Below are 14,914 nucleotides of genomic sequence, written 5' to 3'. Positions count from 1 at the left end.
AATTACAGTCTTATATCCTAGGCAACGGGAGTGATTCAAATGACAGGTATCATTGCCGGTTTGATTGTTTGTATGTTTGTGTTTGTCATTCGAGAAACGCTCATGCATGCAGGGGATGAGGATTTAGAAAACTATTAAAGTGATTATGAATAGAGAGGTTTTACCCTGATGTCAGAGAGTGATCGCAGCACGTTGTTTGAATTGATGGGGGGAGCGGAGACGGTTCGCCGAATCGTTGAAGCCTTTTATCCTAAAGTGCAGCAGCACCCTTTATTGGCGCCTCTGTTCCCTTCTGATATAGGACCCGTTATTGATAAACAATACCTATTTTTAAGTCAGTTTTTTGGCGGTCCTAGCTTGTATTCAGATGCTCATGGACACCCGATGATGAGAGCAAGGCATATGCCTTTTCCCATTACAGTGGAACGTGCAGACGCATGGTTAGGCTGCATGTCAGAAGCAATGGTGGAAGTCGGCATACCGAATGATCTGCGGGACTTTTTACTTGATCGGCTGAAAGGCTCTGCATATCACTTTGTTAACACACCTGCAGACGAATAGTTCTTCTTTCCTATATACCTTTAAGTAAAAGGCGGGGTTTCAAAGATGGTGGTCGATCCTTTATATGAAATTTCGGTGAAGTGTACCTATTGCGACAACTCCTTCAAAACGATGAAGGTTCGCCCAAGTTTCAAAAAGGCGAGTAAAACAGACACGGATTTCTGTGTTCATTATAAAGACATCAACCCCGATTACTATGTTGTTCGGATCTGTCCGTTTTGTGGGTATGCTCATACAGAAAACTTTTCGGATAAATGGAAACCAGCGCAGAGGCAAGCCTTTCACGAGAAAGTTGCCCAGAACTGGTCGATGCGCAGTTATTGTGGAGAAAGAACCTGGGAAGATACGCTTCAGAGTTATAAGCTGGCTCTGCTAAGCGCGCAGATTAAGGATGAGAAATCCCGTGTTGTAGCAGGTCTTCTGCACCATTTGGCTTGGCTGTATCGTACCAAAGGAGACTGGGAGCAAGAGAAGAGATTCCTGAACTTTGCCTTGGATGCGTATGTCATTGTGTATGAAACAGAAGGAATGGATCTCAATAACGCCCGTCTCATGTACTTAATGGGAGAACTCAATCGCAGATTGAGTCGCTTTAATGAGGCGGTTAAATGGTTTTCGCGAATTATTAATGACCGCAAAATTATGGATGCCGGAATGATTAGAGCAAGTCGGGAACAATGGATAACAACGCGTGAAGATATGCTTGCCAGGCGCATGGAGCTGCCAGACGAGATGAAACATGCGACATAACATATGCCTTATAAATTAAATGAACGCTTCTCAATTCTTGGGGCTGTACTGCATCCCTTGAATCGTTAAGCGTTCATTTTTTGGTTGATGAATGGTACATCTTTGTAAAAGGTAGAGCGATTTTTGCCGCGATGCTTGGATTCATAGAGCGCATGATCCGCTTCAGAAATAATTCGGGTCAACTCGACCTGAGGCTCTTCTGCCGTAGAAATTCCTATCGAGATGGTGATGGGTGCAGTATCACCATGGTTCTTATGGAGGAATGTGTCAGCGACAAGAGAGCATAATCGCTCTGCATATATGCGAAGCCGCAGCGGATCAATCTCTGTGCTCAGCAGAATAAATTCTTCCCCGCCGTACCTTGCAATATAATCTTGCTCATGAATAAGGTGCCGCAGTACACTGCTAATCTCTCGAAGCAGTTGATCTCCTTCCAAATGTCCGAACCTATCGTTGTATTGCTTGAAATTATCAAGATCAATCATAAAGATGGATACTCTGCCTTTGAGGAGCGCATTGTCGGCAATCGGTAAAAAGCTGCGTAAATTCGGAAGTTTGGTTAAGCCGTCTTGATTGGCTTGCAGTTCCAGCTGGCGCTGCAGCCGCCAACTTTTATTCTCATCATTGACCATGATGATGAGGATGATGAATGTGGCTGACATGATGGCTAGCATAAACAGTTGATCTCCCGCGTATGGCCAGGATAGGTGGCTTTCTAGTAAACCGTGTATCAAGAGGCGAAGGAGAAAGAGGAATGAGCATATTAGTAGCCCGTGACGAATAGGAATGTCCAAGAAGCCGCTGCGGTATTCTTTATTGTGGAACAAGGAGCTTATCAAAGCTGGGGCGATTAGATCTTGTGCGGTGATGAACCAGGCATTGCTTTCTTGAAAAAGGAGGCTGAAGCCCGATGGCAATACTGTTGATAAAAGGGCAACAGGCAGTCCATAACGCAAGCCGGCCATGAAGATGGGCAAGGAGCGCAAATCAATCAGACCTAGCGGCTCCGGCAAGGGTTCTAGCATCATGATGATGCAGGCAAGACCTGTGAGCAATGGAGCCAGAAAATGCTCATAGGACTCGATCAGCATCTTGCTGCGAACTTTCATCGCCATGTAATTTAGCGTGACTAGTGTACATGCGCTTGTCAAAGGAACGAGGTACTCATTCATAGGGGCTTTTTCTACTCCTTGCGCTTGGAAGCTACGATTAATTGTTTCGTACAGCGGTGTCCGCCAATAAATAATCGCGGTCTGTGTCAACGAGCGTCAGCTTATTATGACAGCAAGGAAACACAAGCAGCTTTTTTTTACCTTCATGAATGGATTTCAGTTCGTGGATCTTCAGCGGTAGCAGCACATTGGGGCTATGGCAAAATGGACATTCGGCCACATAAACGTCCTTCATAATAATGTCATAAGGCCAAGTGTTAGCGAAAGGGATCAAAGCTTACTTCGATTCTGGGCCGCTATTTTCCGAAGAGGAATTTTTTGCGAGCTCCGCTAATTTTTGAAGTAAAATATGTTGTGGCATATGCATGAGATGTTCTAAAGGCACTTTAAGCTGTTCAGCAAGCTTCACAGCAGTTTCTGGAGAAATTTGTAATGGTTTCATTGTTGGAAATCACACCATCCTGTTAAGATTTATAATGTGGAACTATACTTAATTGAATCATACTTTTTACCTATAAGCAATGAGGAAGATTAGGATTATTGCCCATAATGCGTTGTTTATGATTTAATAAAAGATGGAAAGGAAAGGTGATAGCTTTGCTTCATTTACCACTTAATCAAACATGGAATTTGGAAACCTTTTTTCCTGGCGGCAGTGAGTCACCTGCATTCGCAGCTCATCTCAAGGAGCTTCAAGCCTCAATTGCTTCTTTTCAAGAGCAGGTGCGAAGCACCCCTTCGCCACAGCAGGCGGCAGATACAGCTTCCCTAGCAAAACTGATTGAATTGCTGCAGCATAATTTGAAACATATCCATGAGGCGGATTCTTTCGTAGGTTGTTTGTTAGCGGATAATCAGAAGGATAAGAAAGCACCCGTACTTAACGGACAGGTCAAAAGCTTGTTTGCGGAGCATCTTTCTTCACTCACACATTTCGATCAAGTACTGACGGGTATTCCAGATGATGTATGGTCAGAGCTGCTGCAGAAAGAGCCGTTCAAAGCGATCGCATTCCCGCTAGATGAACGCCGTGCCTTGGCACAAGAAAAGTTGCCCCCTGAGCAGGAAGCCTTAATTAATGATTTGGCCGTAGATGGCTATCATGGGTGGGGGGATCTGTATAATACGAGCGTTAGTCAATTCCGCATGCCTGTAGAGGTTGACGGTGAACAAGTGGAGCTTTCTGCTGGTCAAGCGTTTAATAAACTGCATACAGAGAATCGTGAAGAACGACTGGCACTGTTTGAAAAATGGGAAAAGGCTTGGACTGACAAAGAGGAATATTGTGCGGAAGCACTGAATCATTTGGCAGGATTCCGTCTCCAAGTTTATAAGTACAGAGGCTGGAAGAACATACATAAAGAGCCGCTTGCAATTAATCGCATGGAAGAGAAAACGCTGAATGTCATGTGGGAAGTCATTGACCGTAATAAAGCGATTTTCGTTGATTATTTGAACCGTAAAGCGAAGCTGCTTGGCGTTGATAAGCTGGCTTGGGTAGACGTGGATGCACCGCTGGGCGATTCTTCGAAGAAAATTTCTTACGACGAGGGTGCGAGTCTGATTATTGAACAATTCGAACGTTTCAGTCCGAAGCTGGCTGCCTTCTCGGCAGAAGCATTCGAGAAACGCTGGATTGAAGCGGAAGATCGCGCAGGCAAGCGGCCAGGCGGCTTCTGCACATCGTTCCCGATAGCCGGTGAAACACGGATATTCATGACGTACGGCGGGACGCTAAACAATGTTTCAACGTTAGCTCATGAGCTTGGTCACGGCTATCATCAGCATGTCATGACAGATATGCCTGCATTAGCGCAGGAGTATGCGATGAACGTGGCGGAGACAGCTTCTACTTTCGCTGAAATGATTGTCGCGGACGCGGTTGTGAAGAGTGCTTCCACGGATGAAGAACGCATCATTTTGCTCGAAGATAAAATCCAGCGAGCGATCGCTTTCTTCATGAACATCCATGCAAGATTCATTTTTGAAACGAACTTCTACGCAGAACGACGTCAAGGATTAGTTAGCGTTGAGCGTTTAAATGAGCTTATGGTAGATGCTCAGAAGCTTGCTTACAAAGATGCATTAAGTAGTTATCACCCGCATTTCTGGGCGGCTAAACTGCATTTCTATGCAACAGACGTACCTTTTTATAATTTCCCATACACGTTTGGTTACATGTTTAGTAGCGGTATTTATGCGAGAGCAGTGCAAGAAGGCGCAGCCTTCGAAGACAAATATATCTCTTTGCTTAGAGATACAGGGAGTATGAACGTGGAGGAGCTTGCTCAGAAACATCTCGGCGTTGATCTGACAGAGCCGGATTTCTGGCAGAGCGCTGTTGATATGGCAGCTCAAGACGTGAAGCAGTTCATGCAGCTGACAGAAGCAAAGGTCCAATTATAAGCCAAAAGGCTTTCCCTTAATAGAGGGAAAGCCTTTTTCGTGGTTTGCGGAGCCCTTATAATTTGAAAACCTGAATGGTTTGCTGTAATTGTGTTACAACACGCGTCATTTCCTCAGCTTGAGCTACAATCCCTTGTACTGTAGAAATTTGCTCATTCATAGATGCCGAAACTTCTTGCGTGCCGGCTGCAGATTCCTCTGTGATAGCCGATATGTTTTCCATGGCGGCAGCGATTTGTCCGGAACTCGCCAGCATTTGCTCGCTCTCTTCCGCGAAGCGGGTAATTTCTTCCGAAATAAAGCCTACGCTGCCGACAATTTCAGCGAAGACAATTTCAGTTTGGTCGATTAACACGGTTTGTTTCTTAACGACATCTTCGTTTACTTGAATGCTGTGTATGGCATCTTGTATGCCTTGCTCGATGCTTTTTACAAAACCGAATACTTCGCGTGTGAGTGAAGTCGACTCCTCGGCAAGCTTACGCACTTCCTGCGCTACGACAGCAAAGCCTCGGCCATGCTCGCCAGCTCTGGCAGCTTCAATAGAAGCGTTGAGGGATAACAAATTCGTTTGCTCAGCAATCTCGGATATGGAACGGGTAACGCTGCTGATGCCTTCAGCTTGACGAGCCAGCATGTCGATTGTATCGGACACTTGCTGCGTGACTTCTACATTTCGTTTCATACCTATGCCTTGGCTTTCAACGGAAGTGCGTCCCTTTTCTACAAGAGTCATCATTTGATCTGAACGATCTTTCATTTCTTTCGCTGATCCGGCATAGTTGACGATTTTCATTTCAATGTCTTTGGAGGTGATCGAAACACCGGATACTTCTTCTGAAATTTGCCCGGCACCTGAGGCCAGTTCGTGGGCCGAAATGCTCACTTGCTCGAGGACGGTGCGGAAGCTTTCATTTTTGACATAAATATCTCGGCTTGTTTGAAAAACTTGCTTTGAAATAGAGCCTGTGTCGTGAAGAATTTCACGGAGCTTATCAATCATTTTGTTAAAAGATTGGCCAAGTTGTCCTAATGTATCGTCCGAGGTTACGGTTACCTTTTGAGAGAAGTCACCTTTGGAAATGTTCAGTGCAATTCGGGATAAGTCTGTCACGGGTTCCGTCAGTTGGTTCTCAAACCATCTAATGAAGGGAAAGCTGCATCCCAAAATAACGACAACGAAAATAATACCTAGTAAGCGATTCCATTCTGAGGCGAAAGTTAGAACTAGCAAGAATACACAGTTTAGACCAATCAGTGCATAGCAACCTAGTTGTAATTTCCTTCTAAACGATAGGGTTGACATTTTGTCCATTCTGACCGACTCCTCGCGAAATTTGTTTATTTGTGCAGGAATATGTGAGTTATGTTTGAAAATTATACCATTGTAACGGGAAACATTCTACATCAATTCGACAAAAATCGCTTATATTCGAATCTAAAATTGGAATTTTTATAAAAATCTCATAAAGAATACAAGTAATTGTATGAAAATTGGAAAAAATCTGTTGAAATATGCAAATTGTATGGATATAATAGGTCCACAGTCACATAAATTACATAATAAGTAAAAAATTAAAACTTAAGGAGGAAAGTGATGAATTTGGAACAGAAACCACTCGCAAGACAAATCGATTTGGTGTTTAGAAAGATCAAAGAAGAATTATCTCATGTGAATTCGGGTACCGTGTTTGTTCACATTCGCAACAATGAAATCGGTAAATTCGGTATTAAACACCTTCCGTTTGAGAGCAAGGACGGTGTGTTGCCTGCAACCACGACCAATGGTTTGACAGAGTTGCAGTATCAATCCTTTCGCCAGATGGCAATTGAATCGTTGAAGCGGAAGAAAAGTTGGACGCATGGCGAAATATTCTTTGATTTCACGATTAGGCAGAATATGGTGTCCGCGAGCATCATGTTTGAAAGCAATTATAATATGGCTAATTTTGCAAGAACGATTTAGGACTCATTCCTTATATAGCAAATACCCCTGGTCACGTCGATGACCAGGGGTGTTGCTTTATTTACGGGAAAGAATGCGGCCCTTCCCGTAAGGGATACACATGGGTGTACCGAAGAGAGGATCAAGTACAATGCGGCATTGCATATCGAACACATCAAGAAGCAGCTGCTCATTAACGATCTGTTCCGGCATTCCTTCTGCATAAACGGAGCCGTCTTTGATGGCCACAATGTGATGAGCATAGCGACAGGCGAGATTGATGTCGTGAAGAACCATCACGATTGTGCGTTGTTCGTTCTCGTTCAACTCGAACAATAGGTCCAGCACTTCAACCTGATGGGTTAAGTCCAGATAGGTAGTGGGCTCGTCGAGTAATAGGGTAGGGGTATCCTGGGCCAGTGTCATGGCGATCCAAGCCCTTTGACGTTGCCCACCAGATAAGGAATCGACGCTGCGATCCGCATAGGTCAGCATATCGGTAAGCTGGAGTGCGCTTTGTACTTTGCTCTCATCCTCAGCGGACCACTGCTGCAGCCAATTTTGATAGGGGTAGCGTCCTTGCTTCACGAGTTGGCGTACCGTGAGCCCTTCGGGTGCAGAAGGGGCTTGTGGCAATATAGCCATTCGCCGGGCTACCTCTTTCGTTGAGAGCTTCGCGATTTCGTTGCTATCCAGTAGGATAGCTCCAGATTTCGGCTTCAGAAGCCTAGCAAGGGATCGTAGGAGTGTTGATTTCCCACAACCGTTACTGCCTATGAAAACGGTTATTTTGCCTTTAGGAATTTGCAAACTCAAGCTTTGGAAGATAGAAGTCTCTCCATATGTTAACTGAAGCGATTGTGCCTCTAGTACTGTGCTCCTGGTCATAAGTTCGTTTGTCCTCCTTTATATGAAACGGGAATGTTAACCACGATTTCTACTGCGATATAGCACGTAGATGAAGAGAGGAGCGCCGATAGCCGCTGTGAATACACCTGCTGGGATATCGAGCGGTCTGAATAAAAAGCGTCCAGCCAAGTCTGCTAAAAGCAAGAGCAGGGAGCCGGTCAACGCAGATACTGGAATAAGCGCACCAAAGCTAGGACCTACAAGCTTACGAGAGATGTGCGGGGCCATGAGACCGATGAAATTAATGGCTCCCCCGAAAGCCACTGCAGCACCTGAAAGTGCAACGCTCAGGATAATCAAAAGGAAGCGCTGACGTTGGACGTTGCTTCCAACACTACGGGCGATGTCTTCACCCAAGGACTGTATCGTAATGTGCCGCGCATACACGAAGATGATGGGAATTAGCAGCACTACCCAGGGTAAGAGCGGGTATACCGCTTTTTGCCAGGAAACTCCGTAAATACTGCCAGTCATGAAGGTCAGAGATTGATTAGCGAGAATAATCGGTCCTGAAAGCATCATCAGATAAGAAAGTGCACTCATTGCTGCGGTGAATCCTGTCCCAATAAGGACAAGTCGCAGCGGCGTGATTCCATTTTTCCATGAGAGAGTATAGACCAATATTGTAGCAGTGAAAGCACCAATTATTGCGGCAACTGGCAGCCAGTGAATACTGATTTTATCCGAGAAAAAGAAGAAAAATGATACTGCACCGAGTGTAGCACCACCTGTTGTGCCAATTGTATCTGGTGAGGTTAGCGGATTTCGCACTATGCCTTGCAAGATGGCTCCGGATACTCCCAAAGATGCACCGATTAACACAGCAACAATAACTCTCGGCAGACGTAAAGTCCTAACAATCATAGTGCTAGGATCAGCCCCGTAACCAAAAACAGCACGAACGACCTCTGTAGGTTTGATATAAATGCTGCCAATTCCTGTGCTCAGAATCATCACTACGGTGACTGCAAGAAGCAGCAGCAAAGAAATAATCAGAGATTTCTTACTAATCAGATAAGAGAAGCTTCTGCTCCGAATGGTGAGATAACGATTCGAATGACTCATTTCAGAAGGCCCCCTTTGCGAGCTATGTAGATAAAAAAGGGAACTCCGAGAATCGCTGTCGTTACACCGACGTGAACTTCTTTCGGCATAACGATGAACCTAGCAATGATGTCTGCTCCAACTAAGAGAATACCGCCTAGAATCGCGCAATACGGAATGACCCAGCGATAATCGATACCGACGAGAAAGCGGACGATATGAGGAACGATAATCCCTACGAAAACAATAGGACCAGCGACAGCTACAGAGCCTCCTGCAAGTATGACAATCACCACAGCGGTGATGAATTTCACGAGTACAGTGCGTTGTCCAAGCCCTTTGGCTACATCATCCCCCATAGATAAAATGTTGATGTGCGGCGATAGTAGTAAGGCACCAATCCAAGCGAGGAGGATGTAAGGACATACGGATTGAAGCATAGCCATGGTTCGACCTTCCACTGAGCCGACGAGCCAGTATAGGACTTGGTCGAACGCTTTGCCATTCCCAAGTAAAATGCCTTGGGTCAGCGAAGCGAAAAATGCTGTCATCGCAGAACCGGCAAGTGTTATTTTCATCGGCGTTAAGCCGTCGCGACCTAATGAACCAAGTGCATAGACCAGGGCGGAGCTCACTGCGGCTCCGAGAAATGCAATCCATGTGAACTGCGAGAGGCTGGACACATTAAAAAAACCAACTGACAGAACAATGGCAAAGGCTGCACCTGAATTAATCCCGAAAATACTAGGAGAGGCCAGTGGATTTCGGGTGATAGCTTGCATAAGTGCGCCAGCGATAGCCAAGCTTCCGCCTACAAGTGCGGCTATCAGCGCTCTTGGAATACGTACAGTTTGGATAATAATGGCCTCATTCGTCGACTTTGCGACATGTTCGAAAGAAGTCATGATTTGATCCCATGAGTAGGAATGAAGACCGAACATGACACTGCTGAGCATCATGCCAGCCAGTATGCAGCAAGCCGCGAGAAATCCAATACTTTTATAGAAATGGTTGAGACGTTCTTTGCTTGAATAGTTCATGAATGAGTGCCTGCTTCCTTAAATGCTGCTTCGTTTATTTTAATGAGTCCGGCAAACGAAGTCAACGAATATGATAATCATTATCAATATTTATTGACAATCTGACTTCAAGTTTAGTAGTATGATAGATAATGATAATCGTTATCAGCAATTGAAAGCGTGGAGGGAACTCATTTATATGTTTGGAAAAAGAAATCGTCGCCAAGGGAGAGCTTGGGCTCTTGTTACTCTTATGTTTGTTTTCTCTATTGTTTTGTCGGCATGTGGAGAGAAACCAAGTGCACAGCCTTCGGCATCTGCAGCACCACAAGAAACAGCAAAGTCGGAAAGTCCTCGTACAATTAAACATGCCATGGGAGAAACATCTGTACCTGCTCATCCAAAGCGTGTAGTCATTTTGACTAATGAAGGAACGGAAGCACTTCTTGCGCTTGGCATTAAACCTATTGGTGCTGTTGAATCTTACTATGGGAGTCCGTGGTTTGAGCATATAAAAGCTGATATGCAGGGTGTAACGACGGTTGGCGGTGAAGCACAGCCGAACTTGGAGCTGATCGCATCGCTAAAACCGGATTTAATCATTGGTAACAAGATGCGTCATGAGAAAGTGTACGATCAATTAAAAGCTATCGCTCCAACGGTATATTCGGAGACACTACGTGGTGAGTGGAAAACTAACTTCCTACTGTATGCCGATACGTTAAATAAGAAAGCAGAAGGCGATAAAGTCATTGCAGCTTTTGATAAACGCATTGATGATTTCAAAAGCAAAGCAGGCGATAAGCTGAAAGAGAAAGTAGCTGTCGTTCGTTTTATGGGTGGTAAAACCAGATACTATTACGGGAATATGTTCACTGGTGTTATTTTTAAACAAATCGGTATCGTTCGTTCGGATGCCAAGAGTGATGAGAAATCGTTCGAAGACATTACAAAGGAGCGCTTAACTGAGCTTGATGCCGCTGATAAAGTGTTTTATTTTACTTATGAAACCGGAGATGGCAAAGGAGCCAAGCAAGAACAGGAGTGGATGAATGACCCGCTCTGGAAAAATCTCAAAGTGGTTAAAGAAAATAAATTAATCAAAGTTAATGATGCGACATGGAATACAGCCGGCGGTGTGAAAGCCGCGAATATTATGCTGGATGATTTATATAATTTATATCAGGTCAAGCCGTAAAACGAAAAGGACTGCTTATAGATAGCAGTCCTTTTTTTGCTGATAGAAGAAACGAAGGGCTTTTTTCCAAGTAGGTAGCTACTTAAAAGAAAGCCCGTTTTGTGCGTAAGTATAGGGGGAACTGTTATCTGCTGAATCTGTTAGCGCTGGTACCGCCTGCAAGCTGCTGTTCAGCAATTTGAACGAGACGACGAGTGATGTTGCCCCCAATGGAGCCTGTATCGCGGGAAGTCATGTATCCATAGTAGCCGTCTTGAGGGATTTGGATACCTAGTTCTTGAGCAACTTCATATTTCAATTGGTCCAAAGCTTGGTTAGCTTGTGGAACAACTAGGGAGTTGCTGCTGCGAGATTGTCCTGATGCCATCTGATATCACCTCCAGTAGTAGGTAGTATTATCTCTTTTGGCAATTATACTCATAGCCTAAACTGGAAATTATATCCACGATTTAAACCTTAAAAGCAGGAATGTACAGTCTTTGCTATAATAAGAAAACCAATCATGGAGAGAACGGAGGCGGGAATCATGTTTAATGTATCTGTTAAGGGCTGGTCTCTAGATAAAGATTTGCAAATTATTCAGGCAGATGTCCTTATGACAGCTTTCGATAGTATTCTTATTGAAGAGCCTCTGTGTATCGATGTGGGGCTTCCTGCGTTTTTGTACAGTGCACTGCATGATACAACGCCCAATCGTTTTGCTCCAGCAGATCAATGGGAACGGATGCCGTTCTTTGTATGTGGCTGCGGAGATCCGGAATGTAGAGGATTTTCGTTCGTAGTACGTCATTTGGCGGAAGAACAATTAGAGCTTATAGCGGTTGAGGAACGCACGAATGGAACGCACCGCGAGCTCGAGGCGCATATTATTCCCAGGATGGCATACTGCCAACAGGTTTTGGCGATAGGGGAAGCTTATCTTCAATTTATTAAAGGCTTGGATTATCGACCTTATTTCGGCGCTACAGTGAAAGTTGTCGAAGATCTTGTACATCAATTACATCAACTATTACGGAGTGAATAACATGGCGTCAGTGAAATATTATGTCGTTTGGGTGGGGCATCAACCAGGGATCTATCGCACGTGGGCTGACTGCCAAGCGCAGACCAAAGGCTACCCGCAAGCAAGATTTAAATCCTATGAATCAGAGTCAGAAGCGAGACAAGCATTTGAGAAGGGTTGGCAGAAATCGCTGAATTTCTCTGGAAATGGAGGTGCGGCTGCGACCTCTACGAGCAAGTCCGCAACCCCTGAAACGGCTCCGGAAGTTGATTATGACAGCATTTCTGTGGATGTGGGCTGTTCGGGTAATCCGGGTATTGTGGAGTACAAAGGGGTTGATACGAGAACCGGTGAAATTATTTTCTATCAAGGCCCTATTTCTAAAGGAACGAATAATTTGGGCGAGTTTCTAGCCATTGTGCATGGTCTAGCTTATTTGCAGAAGCAAGGCAGTAATAAAACCATTTATACGGATTCCGTGACGGCGTTGAGTTGGATTCGGAAGAAAGAAGTCTCCACCAATCTAGTCCGAGATGCCTCTACGGAAGAGATTTGGACACTTGTTGACCGCGCACTGAAATGGCTTCGTACGAATAGCTACGCCAACAAAATCGTGAAATGGGATACGAAGAAGTGGGGAGAAATTAAGGCCGACTTCGGTAGAAAGTAACATGTAGTCGAAACGAAGGAGAAAACAAAGAAGCTTAATGTTGGAATCTTCGGTATTACGTTGACGCTTCAACACACTAAAGGGAGAAATTTTATGAAAAGTGTGGTATGATAGATTCATTGTTTTCTCAAAAGAAATGGAATCTAGGAGGAATAGAGAATGGCTCATCCAAAACAGCGCAGCGATATGATTAAAAAAGGATTCGACCGCGCTCCACATCGCAGTTTGCTGCGTGCAGCCGGCGTTAAAGAGGAAGATTTCGGCAAGCCGTTTATCGCGGTGTGTAACTCTTATATAGACATTATTCCTGGACATGTTCATTTGCAAGAATTCGGTAAGCTCGTAAAGGAAGCGATACGTGAAGCGGGTGGTGTTCCATTCGAATTCAACACAATCGGTGTTGACGATGGTATTGCGATGGGGCATATCGGTATGCGTTATTCCCTGCCAAGCCGTGAGATTATTGCCGACTCCTTGGAAACGGTCGTAAACGCACACTGGTTCGATGGCCTTATCTGTATTCCTAACTGTGATAAAATTACACCGGGTATGATCATGGGTGCTCTACGCGTTAACATTCCTACGATGTTAGTCAGTGGTGGCCCAATGAAAGCCGGTAAAGATAAAAACGGTAAATCCATTTCCCTATCCTCCGTATTTGAAGGCGTGGGCGCTTTCCAAGCTGGTAAATTGGATGAAGCAGGCTTAGAAGAGCTTGAGCAATACGGCTGCCCGACTTGCGGATCTTGTTCAGGTATGTTTACAGCGAACTCCATGAACTGTTTGGCTGAAGGTCTAGGCCTTGCGATGCCAGGAAATGGTACAATTCTTGCTGTTGCTGAAGAACGTAAGCAATTTGTGAAAGATTGTGCAAAGCAATTGATGGTTCTCATCGAAAAAGATATCAAGCCTCGTGATATCGTTACGATCGAAGCGATTGATAACGCGTTTGCTCTCGACATGGCTATGGGTGGGTCCACGAACACGGTTCTGCACACACTCGCTATTGCAGCTGAAGCAGGCATCGAGTATCCAATAGCACGTATTAACGAAGTAGCGGAGCGTGTTCCTCACCTTGCGAAAATTGCGCCAGCTTCCGACTATCACATTGAAGATGTGCATCTAGCCGGTGGTGTTAGTGCCATTATCAATGAGCTGTTGAAAAAGCCAGGCGCTTTCGATGGCGATCGCCTCTCGGTCACAGCAAAAACGCTTCGTGAAAACGTAGCTGGCTGCGAAATCCAGAACATAGATGTGATTCGACCACTGAGCAACCCGCACAGTGAAAGAGGCGGACTAGCTGTTCTGTTCGGTAACCTTGCTCCTGAGGGTAGTATTGTTAAAGTTGGCGCGGTTGATAAATCTGTTGGCGGTCGTCACGTAGGTCCGGCGATTTGCTTCAACTCGCAAGATGAAGCTCTTTACGGCATTGCCAACGGCAAAGTCAAAGAAGGCCATGTAGTTGTTATCCGCTACGAAGGACCGAAAGGTGGACCTGGTATGCCGGAAATGCTGGCCCCTACTTCCCAAATCGTAGGTATGGGTCTTGGCGCGAAGGTTGCCCTGATTACAGATGGACGTTTCTCAGGCGCATCCCGTGGTATTTCAATCGGTCATATGTCACCGGAAGCGGCTGAGGGCGGACCTCTTGCTTTCGTACAAGACGGAGACATCATTGATGTGGACATGGACGGCCGTAAAATCGAATTGCAAATCAGCGATGAAGAGTTTGCGAAGCGCCGCGAGAGCTGGACTGGTTTTGAGCCGAAAATCCGAACTGGATATTTGGCGCGTTACACCAAAATGGTGACGAATGCTAGCGCAGGCGCCATTCTGAAGTTTTAATTGTTAGTTCATGAATCAAAAAAGGAGTCTCGCGATAGAAGTGATCTGGACCCTTTGTCAAGGACACTTGAAAAAAGCCTTGTGTCTAGGCGGCTAACAATAGATGATTCCTGTATTGCACAGGAGTCATCTTTTTTAATCCCCACTGATATCGATTATTGTTGTAGTAGCGAATATAACGGTCAATCTCTCGTTGTAGTTCTCCTAATGAGGAACAATTACGATGGTCAACATGGTCCTTCATGTGGCCAAAAAAAGACTCTTGAGGCGCATTGTCCCAGCAATTTCCTCGTCTAGACATGGATTGACCTAACCCTTTTTGCTTCAAAAGTTCTTGGTACTTAGGGCTCGTATAATGACTCCCTTGATCTGAATGGATAAATGCATCCTTG

The 14,914-nt window shown here is 45.0% G+C and carries 17 protein-coding genes; 8 read left to right on the top strand and 9 right to left on the bottom strand.

All coding sequences use genetic code 11. From position 1 onward, the window contains the following. The first annotated feature begins 168 nt into the window (after positions 1-168). Together BLT91_RS24290 and BLT91_RS24285 are read left to right on the top strand one after the other, a co-directional pair. Positions 169-561, top strand: coding sequence for a globin domain-containing protein (locus BLT91_RS24290; RefSeq protein ID WP_090825865.1), 393 nt, complete (start codon positions 169-171; stop codon positions 559-561). 45 nt (positions 562-606) lie between these two features. Continuing rightward, positions 607-1,311 carry a DUF2225 domain-containing protein gene (locus tag BLT91_RS24285; RefSeq protein ID WP_175532501.1) on the top strand — a complete coding sequence of 235 codons (705 nt, stop codon included), beginning with the start codon at positions 607-609 and terminating at the stop codon, positions 1,309-1,311. Between the two features lie 65 nt (positions 1,312-1,376). On the opposite strand, the gene BLT91_RS24280 is transcribed toward BLT91_RS24285, so the two are convergent. From BLT91_RS24280 to BLT91_RS24270, 3 genes are read right to left on the bottom strand one after another with little or no spacing between them, the layout of a single operon-like run. Further along, entirely contained in the window at positions 1,377-2,483 is a 1,107-nt protein-coding gene (locus BLT91_RS24280) for a GGDEF domain-containing protein (protein WP_090825861.1), read from the bottom strand. Between the two features lie 37 nt (positions 2,484-2,520). Beyond that, entirely contained in the window at positions 2,521-2,757 is a 237-nt protein-coding gene (locus BLT91_RS24275; RefSeq protein WP_090825857.1) for a hypothetical protein, read from the bottom strand. Positions 2,758-2,760: 3 nt separating this feature from the next. Continuing rightward, positions 2,761-2,925 carry a YycC family protein gene (locus BLT91_RS24270; RefSeq protein WP_090825855.1) on the bottom strand — a complete coding sequence of 55 codons (165 nt, stop codon included), beginning with the start codon at positions 2,923-2,925 and terminating at the stop codon, positions 2,761-2,763. A gap of 155 nt (positions 2,926-3,080) precedes the next feature. On the opposite strand from BLT91_RS24270, the gene BLT91_RS24265 reads away from it, so the two are divergent. Then, positions 3,081-4,889 carry a M3 family oligoendopeptidase gene (locus tag BLT91_RS24265; RefSeq protein ID WP_090825852.1) on the top strand — a complete coding sequence of 603 codons (1,809 nt, stop codon included), beginning with the start codon at positions 3,081-3,083 and terminating at the stop codon, positions 4,887-4,889. Positions 4,890-4,944: 55 nt separating this feature from the next. Here the strand turns inward: BLT91_RS24265 and BLT91_RS24260 are convergent, their stop codons facing one another. Beyond that, entirely contained in the window at positions 4,945-6,204 is a 1,260-nt protein-coding gene (locus tag BLT91_RS24260) for a methyl-accepting chemotaxis protein (protein WP_090825849.1), read from the bottom strand. Positions 6,205-6,486: 282 nt separating this feature from the next. Here BLT91_RS24260 and BLT91_RS24255 point away from each other — a divergent pair, with 282 nt between their 5' ends. Continuing rightward, complete coding sequence (locus tag BLT91_RS24255) at positions 6,487-6,855, top strand: O-methyltransferase (protein WP_090825845.1); 369 nt, start codon at positions 6,487-6,489, stop codon at positions 6,853-6,855. 57 nt (positions 6,856-6,912) lie between these two features. Here the strand turns inward: BLT91_RS24255 and BLT91_RS24250 are convergent, their stop codons facing one another. Genes BLT91_RS24250 through BLT91_RS24240 form a run of 3 tightly spaced genes read right to left on the bottom strand, consistent with a single transcriptional unit; the run spans position 6,913 to position 9,827 of the window. Beyond that, on the bottom strand, positions 6,913-7,722 hold the full coding sequence (locus BLT91_RS24250) for an ABC transporter ATP-binding protein (RefSeq protein ID WP_090825842.1): 810 nt from the start codon (positions 7,720-7,722) through the stop codon (positions 6,913-6,915). A gap of 36 nt (positions 7,723-7,758) precedes the next feature. Continuing rightward, on the bottom strand, positions 7,759-8,808 hold the full coding sequence (locus tag BLT91_RS24245) for a FecCD family ABC transporter permease (RefSeq protein ID WP_090825840.1): 1,050 nt from the start codon (positions 8,806-8,808) through the stop codon (positions 7,759-7,761). Further along, positions 8,805-9,827 carry a FecCD family ABC transporter permease gene (locus tag BLT91_RS24240; RefSeq protein ID WP_254777123.1) on the bottom strand — a complete coding sequence of 341 codons (1,023 nt, stop codon included), beginning with the start codon at positions 9,825-9,827 and terminating at the stop codon, positions 8,805-8,807. The genes BLT91_RS24245 and BLT91_RS24240 overlap by 4 nt, the downstream gene beginning before the upstream one ends. A gap of 178 nt (positions 9,828-10,005) precedes the next feature. Here BLT91_RS24240 and BLT91_RS24235 point away from each other — a divergent pair, with 178 nt between their 5' ends. Then, on the top strand, positions 10,006-11,004 hold the full coding sequence (locus tag BLT91_RS24235; RefSeq protein ID WP_175532500.1) for an ABC transporter substrate-binding protein: 999 nt from the start codon (positions 10,006-10,008) through the stop codon (positions 11,002-11,004). 124 nt (positions 11,005-11,128) lie between these two features. On the opposite strand, the gene BLT91_RS24230 is transcribed toward BLT91_RS24235, so the two are convergent. Beyond that, entirely contained in the window at positions 11,129-11,371 is a 243-nt protein-coding gene (locus BLT91_RS24230; protein WP_090825837.1) for an alpha/beta-type small acid-soluble spore protein, read from the bottom strand. A gap of 159 nt (positions 11,372-11,530) precedes the next feature. Between BLT91_RS24230 and BLT91_RS24225 the strand changes: the two genes are divergently transcribed. The 3 genes from BLT91_RS24225 to ilvD all read left to right on the top strand — a co-directional run bounded on the left by BLT91_RS24225 (position 11,531) and on the right by ilvD (position 14,522). After that, the gene (locus BLT91_RS24225) at positions 11,531-12,028 is read left to right on the top strand and encodes a hypothetical protein (RefSeq protein ID WP_090825835.1); all 498 of its coding nucleotides are present in this window, start codon (positions 11,531-11,533) and stop codon (positions 12,026-12,028) included. Between the two features lies 1 nt (position 12,029). Beyond that, complete coding sequence (gene rnhA / locus BLT91_RS24220; RefSeq protein ID WP_090825832.1) at positions 12,030-12,677, top strand: ribonuclease H; 648 nt, start codon at positions 12,030-12,032, stop codon at positions 12,675-12,677. A gap of 159 nt (positions 12,678-12,836) precedes the next feature. Then, on the top strand, positions 12,837-14,522 hold the full coding sequence (gene ilvD, locus BLT91_RS24215; protein ID WP_090825829.1) for a dihydroxy-acid dehydratase: 1,686 nt from the start codon (positions 12,837-12,839) through the stop codon (positions 14,520-14,522). An 85-nt stretch (positions 14,523-14,607) separates the two neighbouring features. On the opposite strand, the gene BLT91_RS24210 is transcribed toward ilvD, so the two are convergent. Continuing rightward, a partial coding sequence (locus tag BLT91_RS24210) for an IS3 family transposase (protein ID WP_141225073.1) occupies positions 14,608-14,914 on the bottom strand: 307 nt, incomplete at its 5' end.

The organism is Paenibacillus sp. yr247 (assembly GCF_900103825.1).
Lineage (GTDB): Bacteria > Bacillota > Bacilli > Paenibacillales > NBRC-103111 > Paenibacillus_E.
The sequence above is the reverse complement of the archived record's forward strand: the minus strand, read 5'-3'. Positions and strand labels throughout refer to the sequence as shown.

Excerpts from the sequence above, each read along its gene's own strand:
- BLT91_RS24230 (WP_090825837.1), bottom strand. The coding sequence starts at position 11,371 with ATGGCATCAGGACAATCTCGCAGCAGCAACTCCCTAGTTGTTCCACAA.
- BLT91_RS24240 (WP_254777123.1), bottom strand. The coding sequence starts at position 9,827 with ATGAACTATTCAAGCAAAGAACGTCTCAACCATTTCTATAAAAGTATT.
- rnhA (WP_090825832.1), top strand. The coding sequence starts at position 12,030 with ATGGCGTCAGTGAAATATTATGTCGTTTGGGTGGGGCATCAACCAGGG.
- BLT91_RS24235 (WP_175532500.1), top strand. The coding sequence starts at position 10,006 with ATGTTTGGAAAAAGAAATCGTCGCCAAGGGAGAGCTTGGGCTCTTGTT.
- BLT91_RS24250 (WP_090825842.1), bottom strand. The coding sequence starts at position 7,722 with ATGACCAGGAGCACAGTACTAGAGGCACAATCGCTTCAGTTAACATAT.
- BLT91_RS24225 (WP_090825835.1), top strand. The coding sequence starts at position 11,531 with ATGTTTAATGTATCTGTTAAGGGCTGGTCTCTAGATAAAGATTTGCAA.
- BLT91_RS24270 (WP_090825855.1), bottom strand. The coding sequence starts at position 2,925 with ATGAAACCATTACAAATTTCTCCAGAAACTGCTGTGAAGCTTGCTGAA.
- BLT91_RS24290 (WP_090825865.1), top strand. The coding sequence starts at position 169 with ATGTCAGAGAGTGATCGCAGCACGTTGTTTGAATTGATGGGGGGAGCG.
- BLT91_RS24255 (WP_090825845.1), top strand. The coding sequence starts at position 6,487 with ATGAATTTGGAACAGAAACCACTCGCAAGACAAATCGATTTGGTGTTT.
- BLT91_RS24280 (WP_090825861.1), bottom strand. The coding sequence starts at position 2,483 with ATGAATGAGTACCTCGTTCCTTTGACAAGCGCATGTACACTAGTCACG.
- BLT91_RS24260 (WP_090825849.1), bottom strand. The coding sequence starts at position 6,204 with ATGGACAAAATGTCAACCCTATCGTTTAGAAGGAAATTACAACTAGGT.
- ilvD (WP_090825829.1), top strand. The coding sequence starts at position 12,837 with ATGGCTCATCCAAAACAGCGCAGCGATATGATTAAAAAAGGATTCGAC.
- BLT91_RS24285 (WP_175532501.1), top strand. The coding sequence starts at position 607 with ATGGTGGTCGATCCTTTATATGAAATTTCGGTGAAGTGTACCTATTGC.
- BLT91_RS24245 (WP_090825840.1), bottom strand. The coding sequence starts at position 8,808 with ATGAGTCATTCGAATCGTTATCTCACCATTCGGAGCAGAAGCTTCTCT.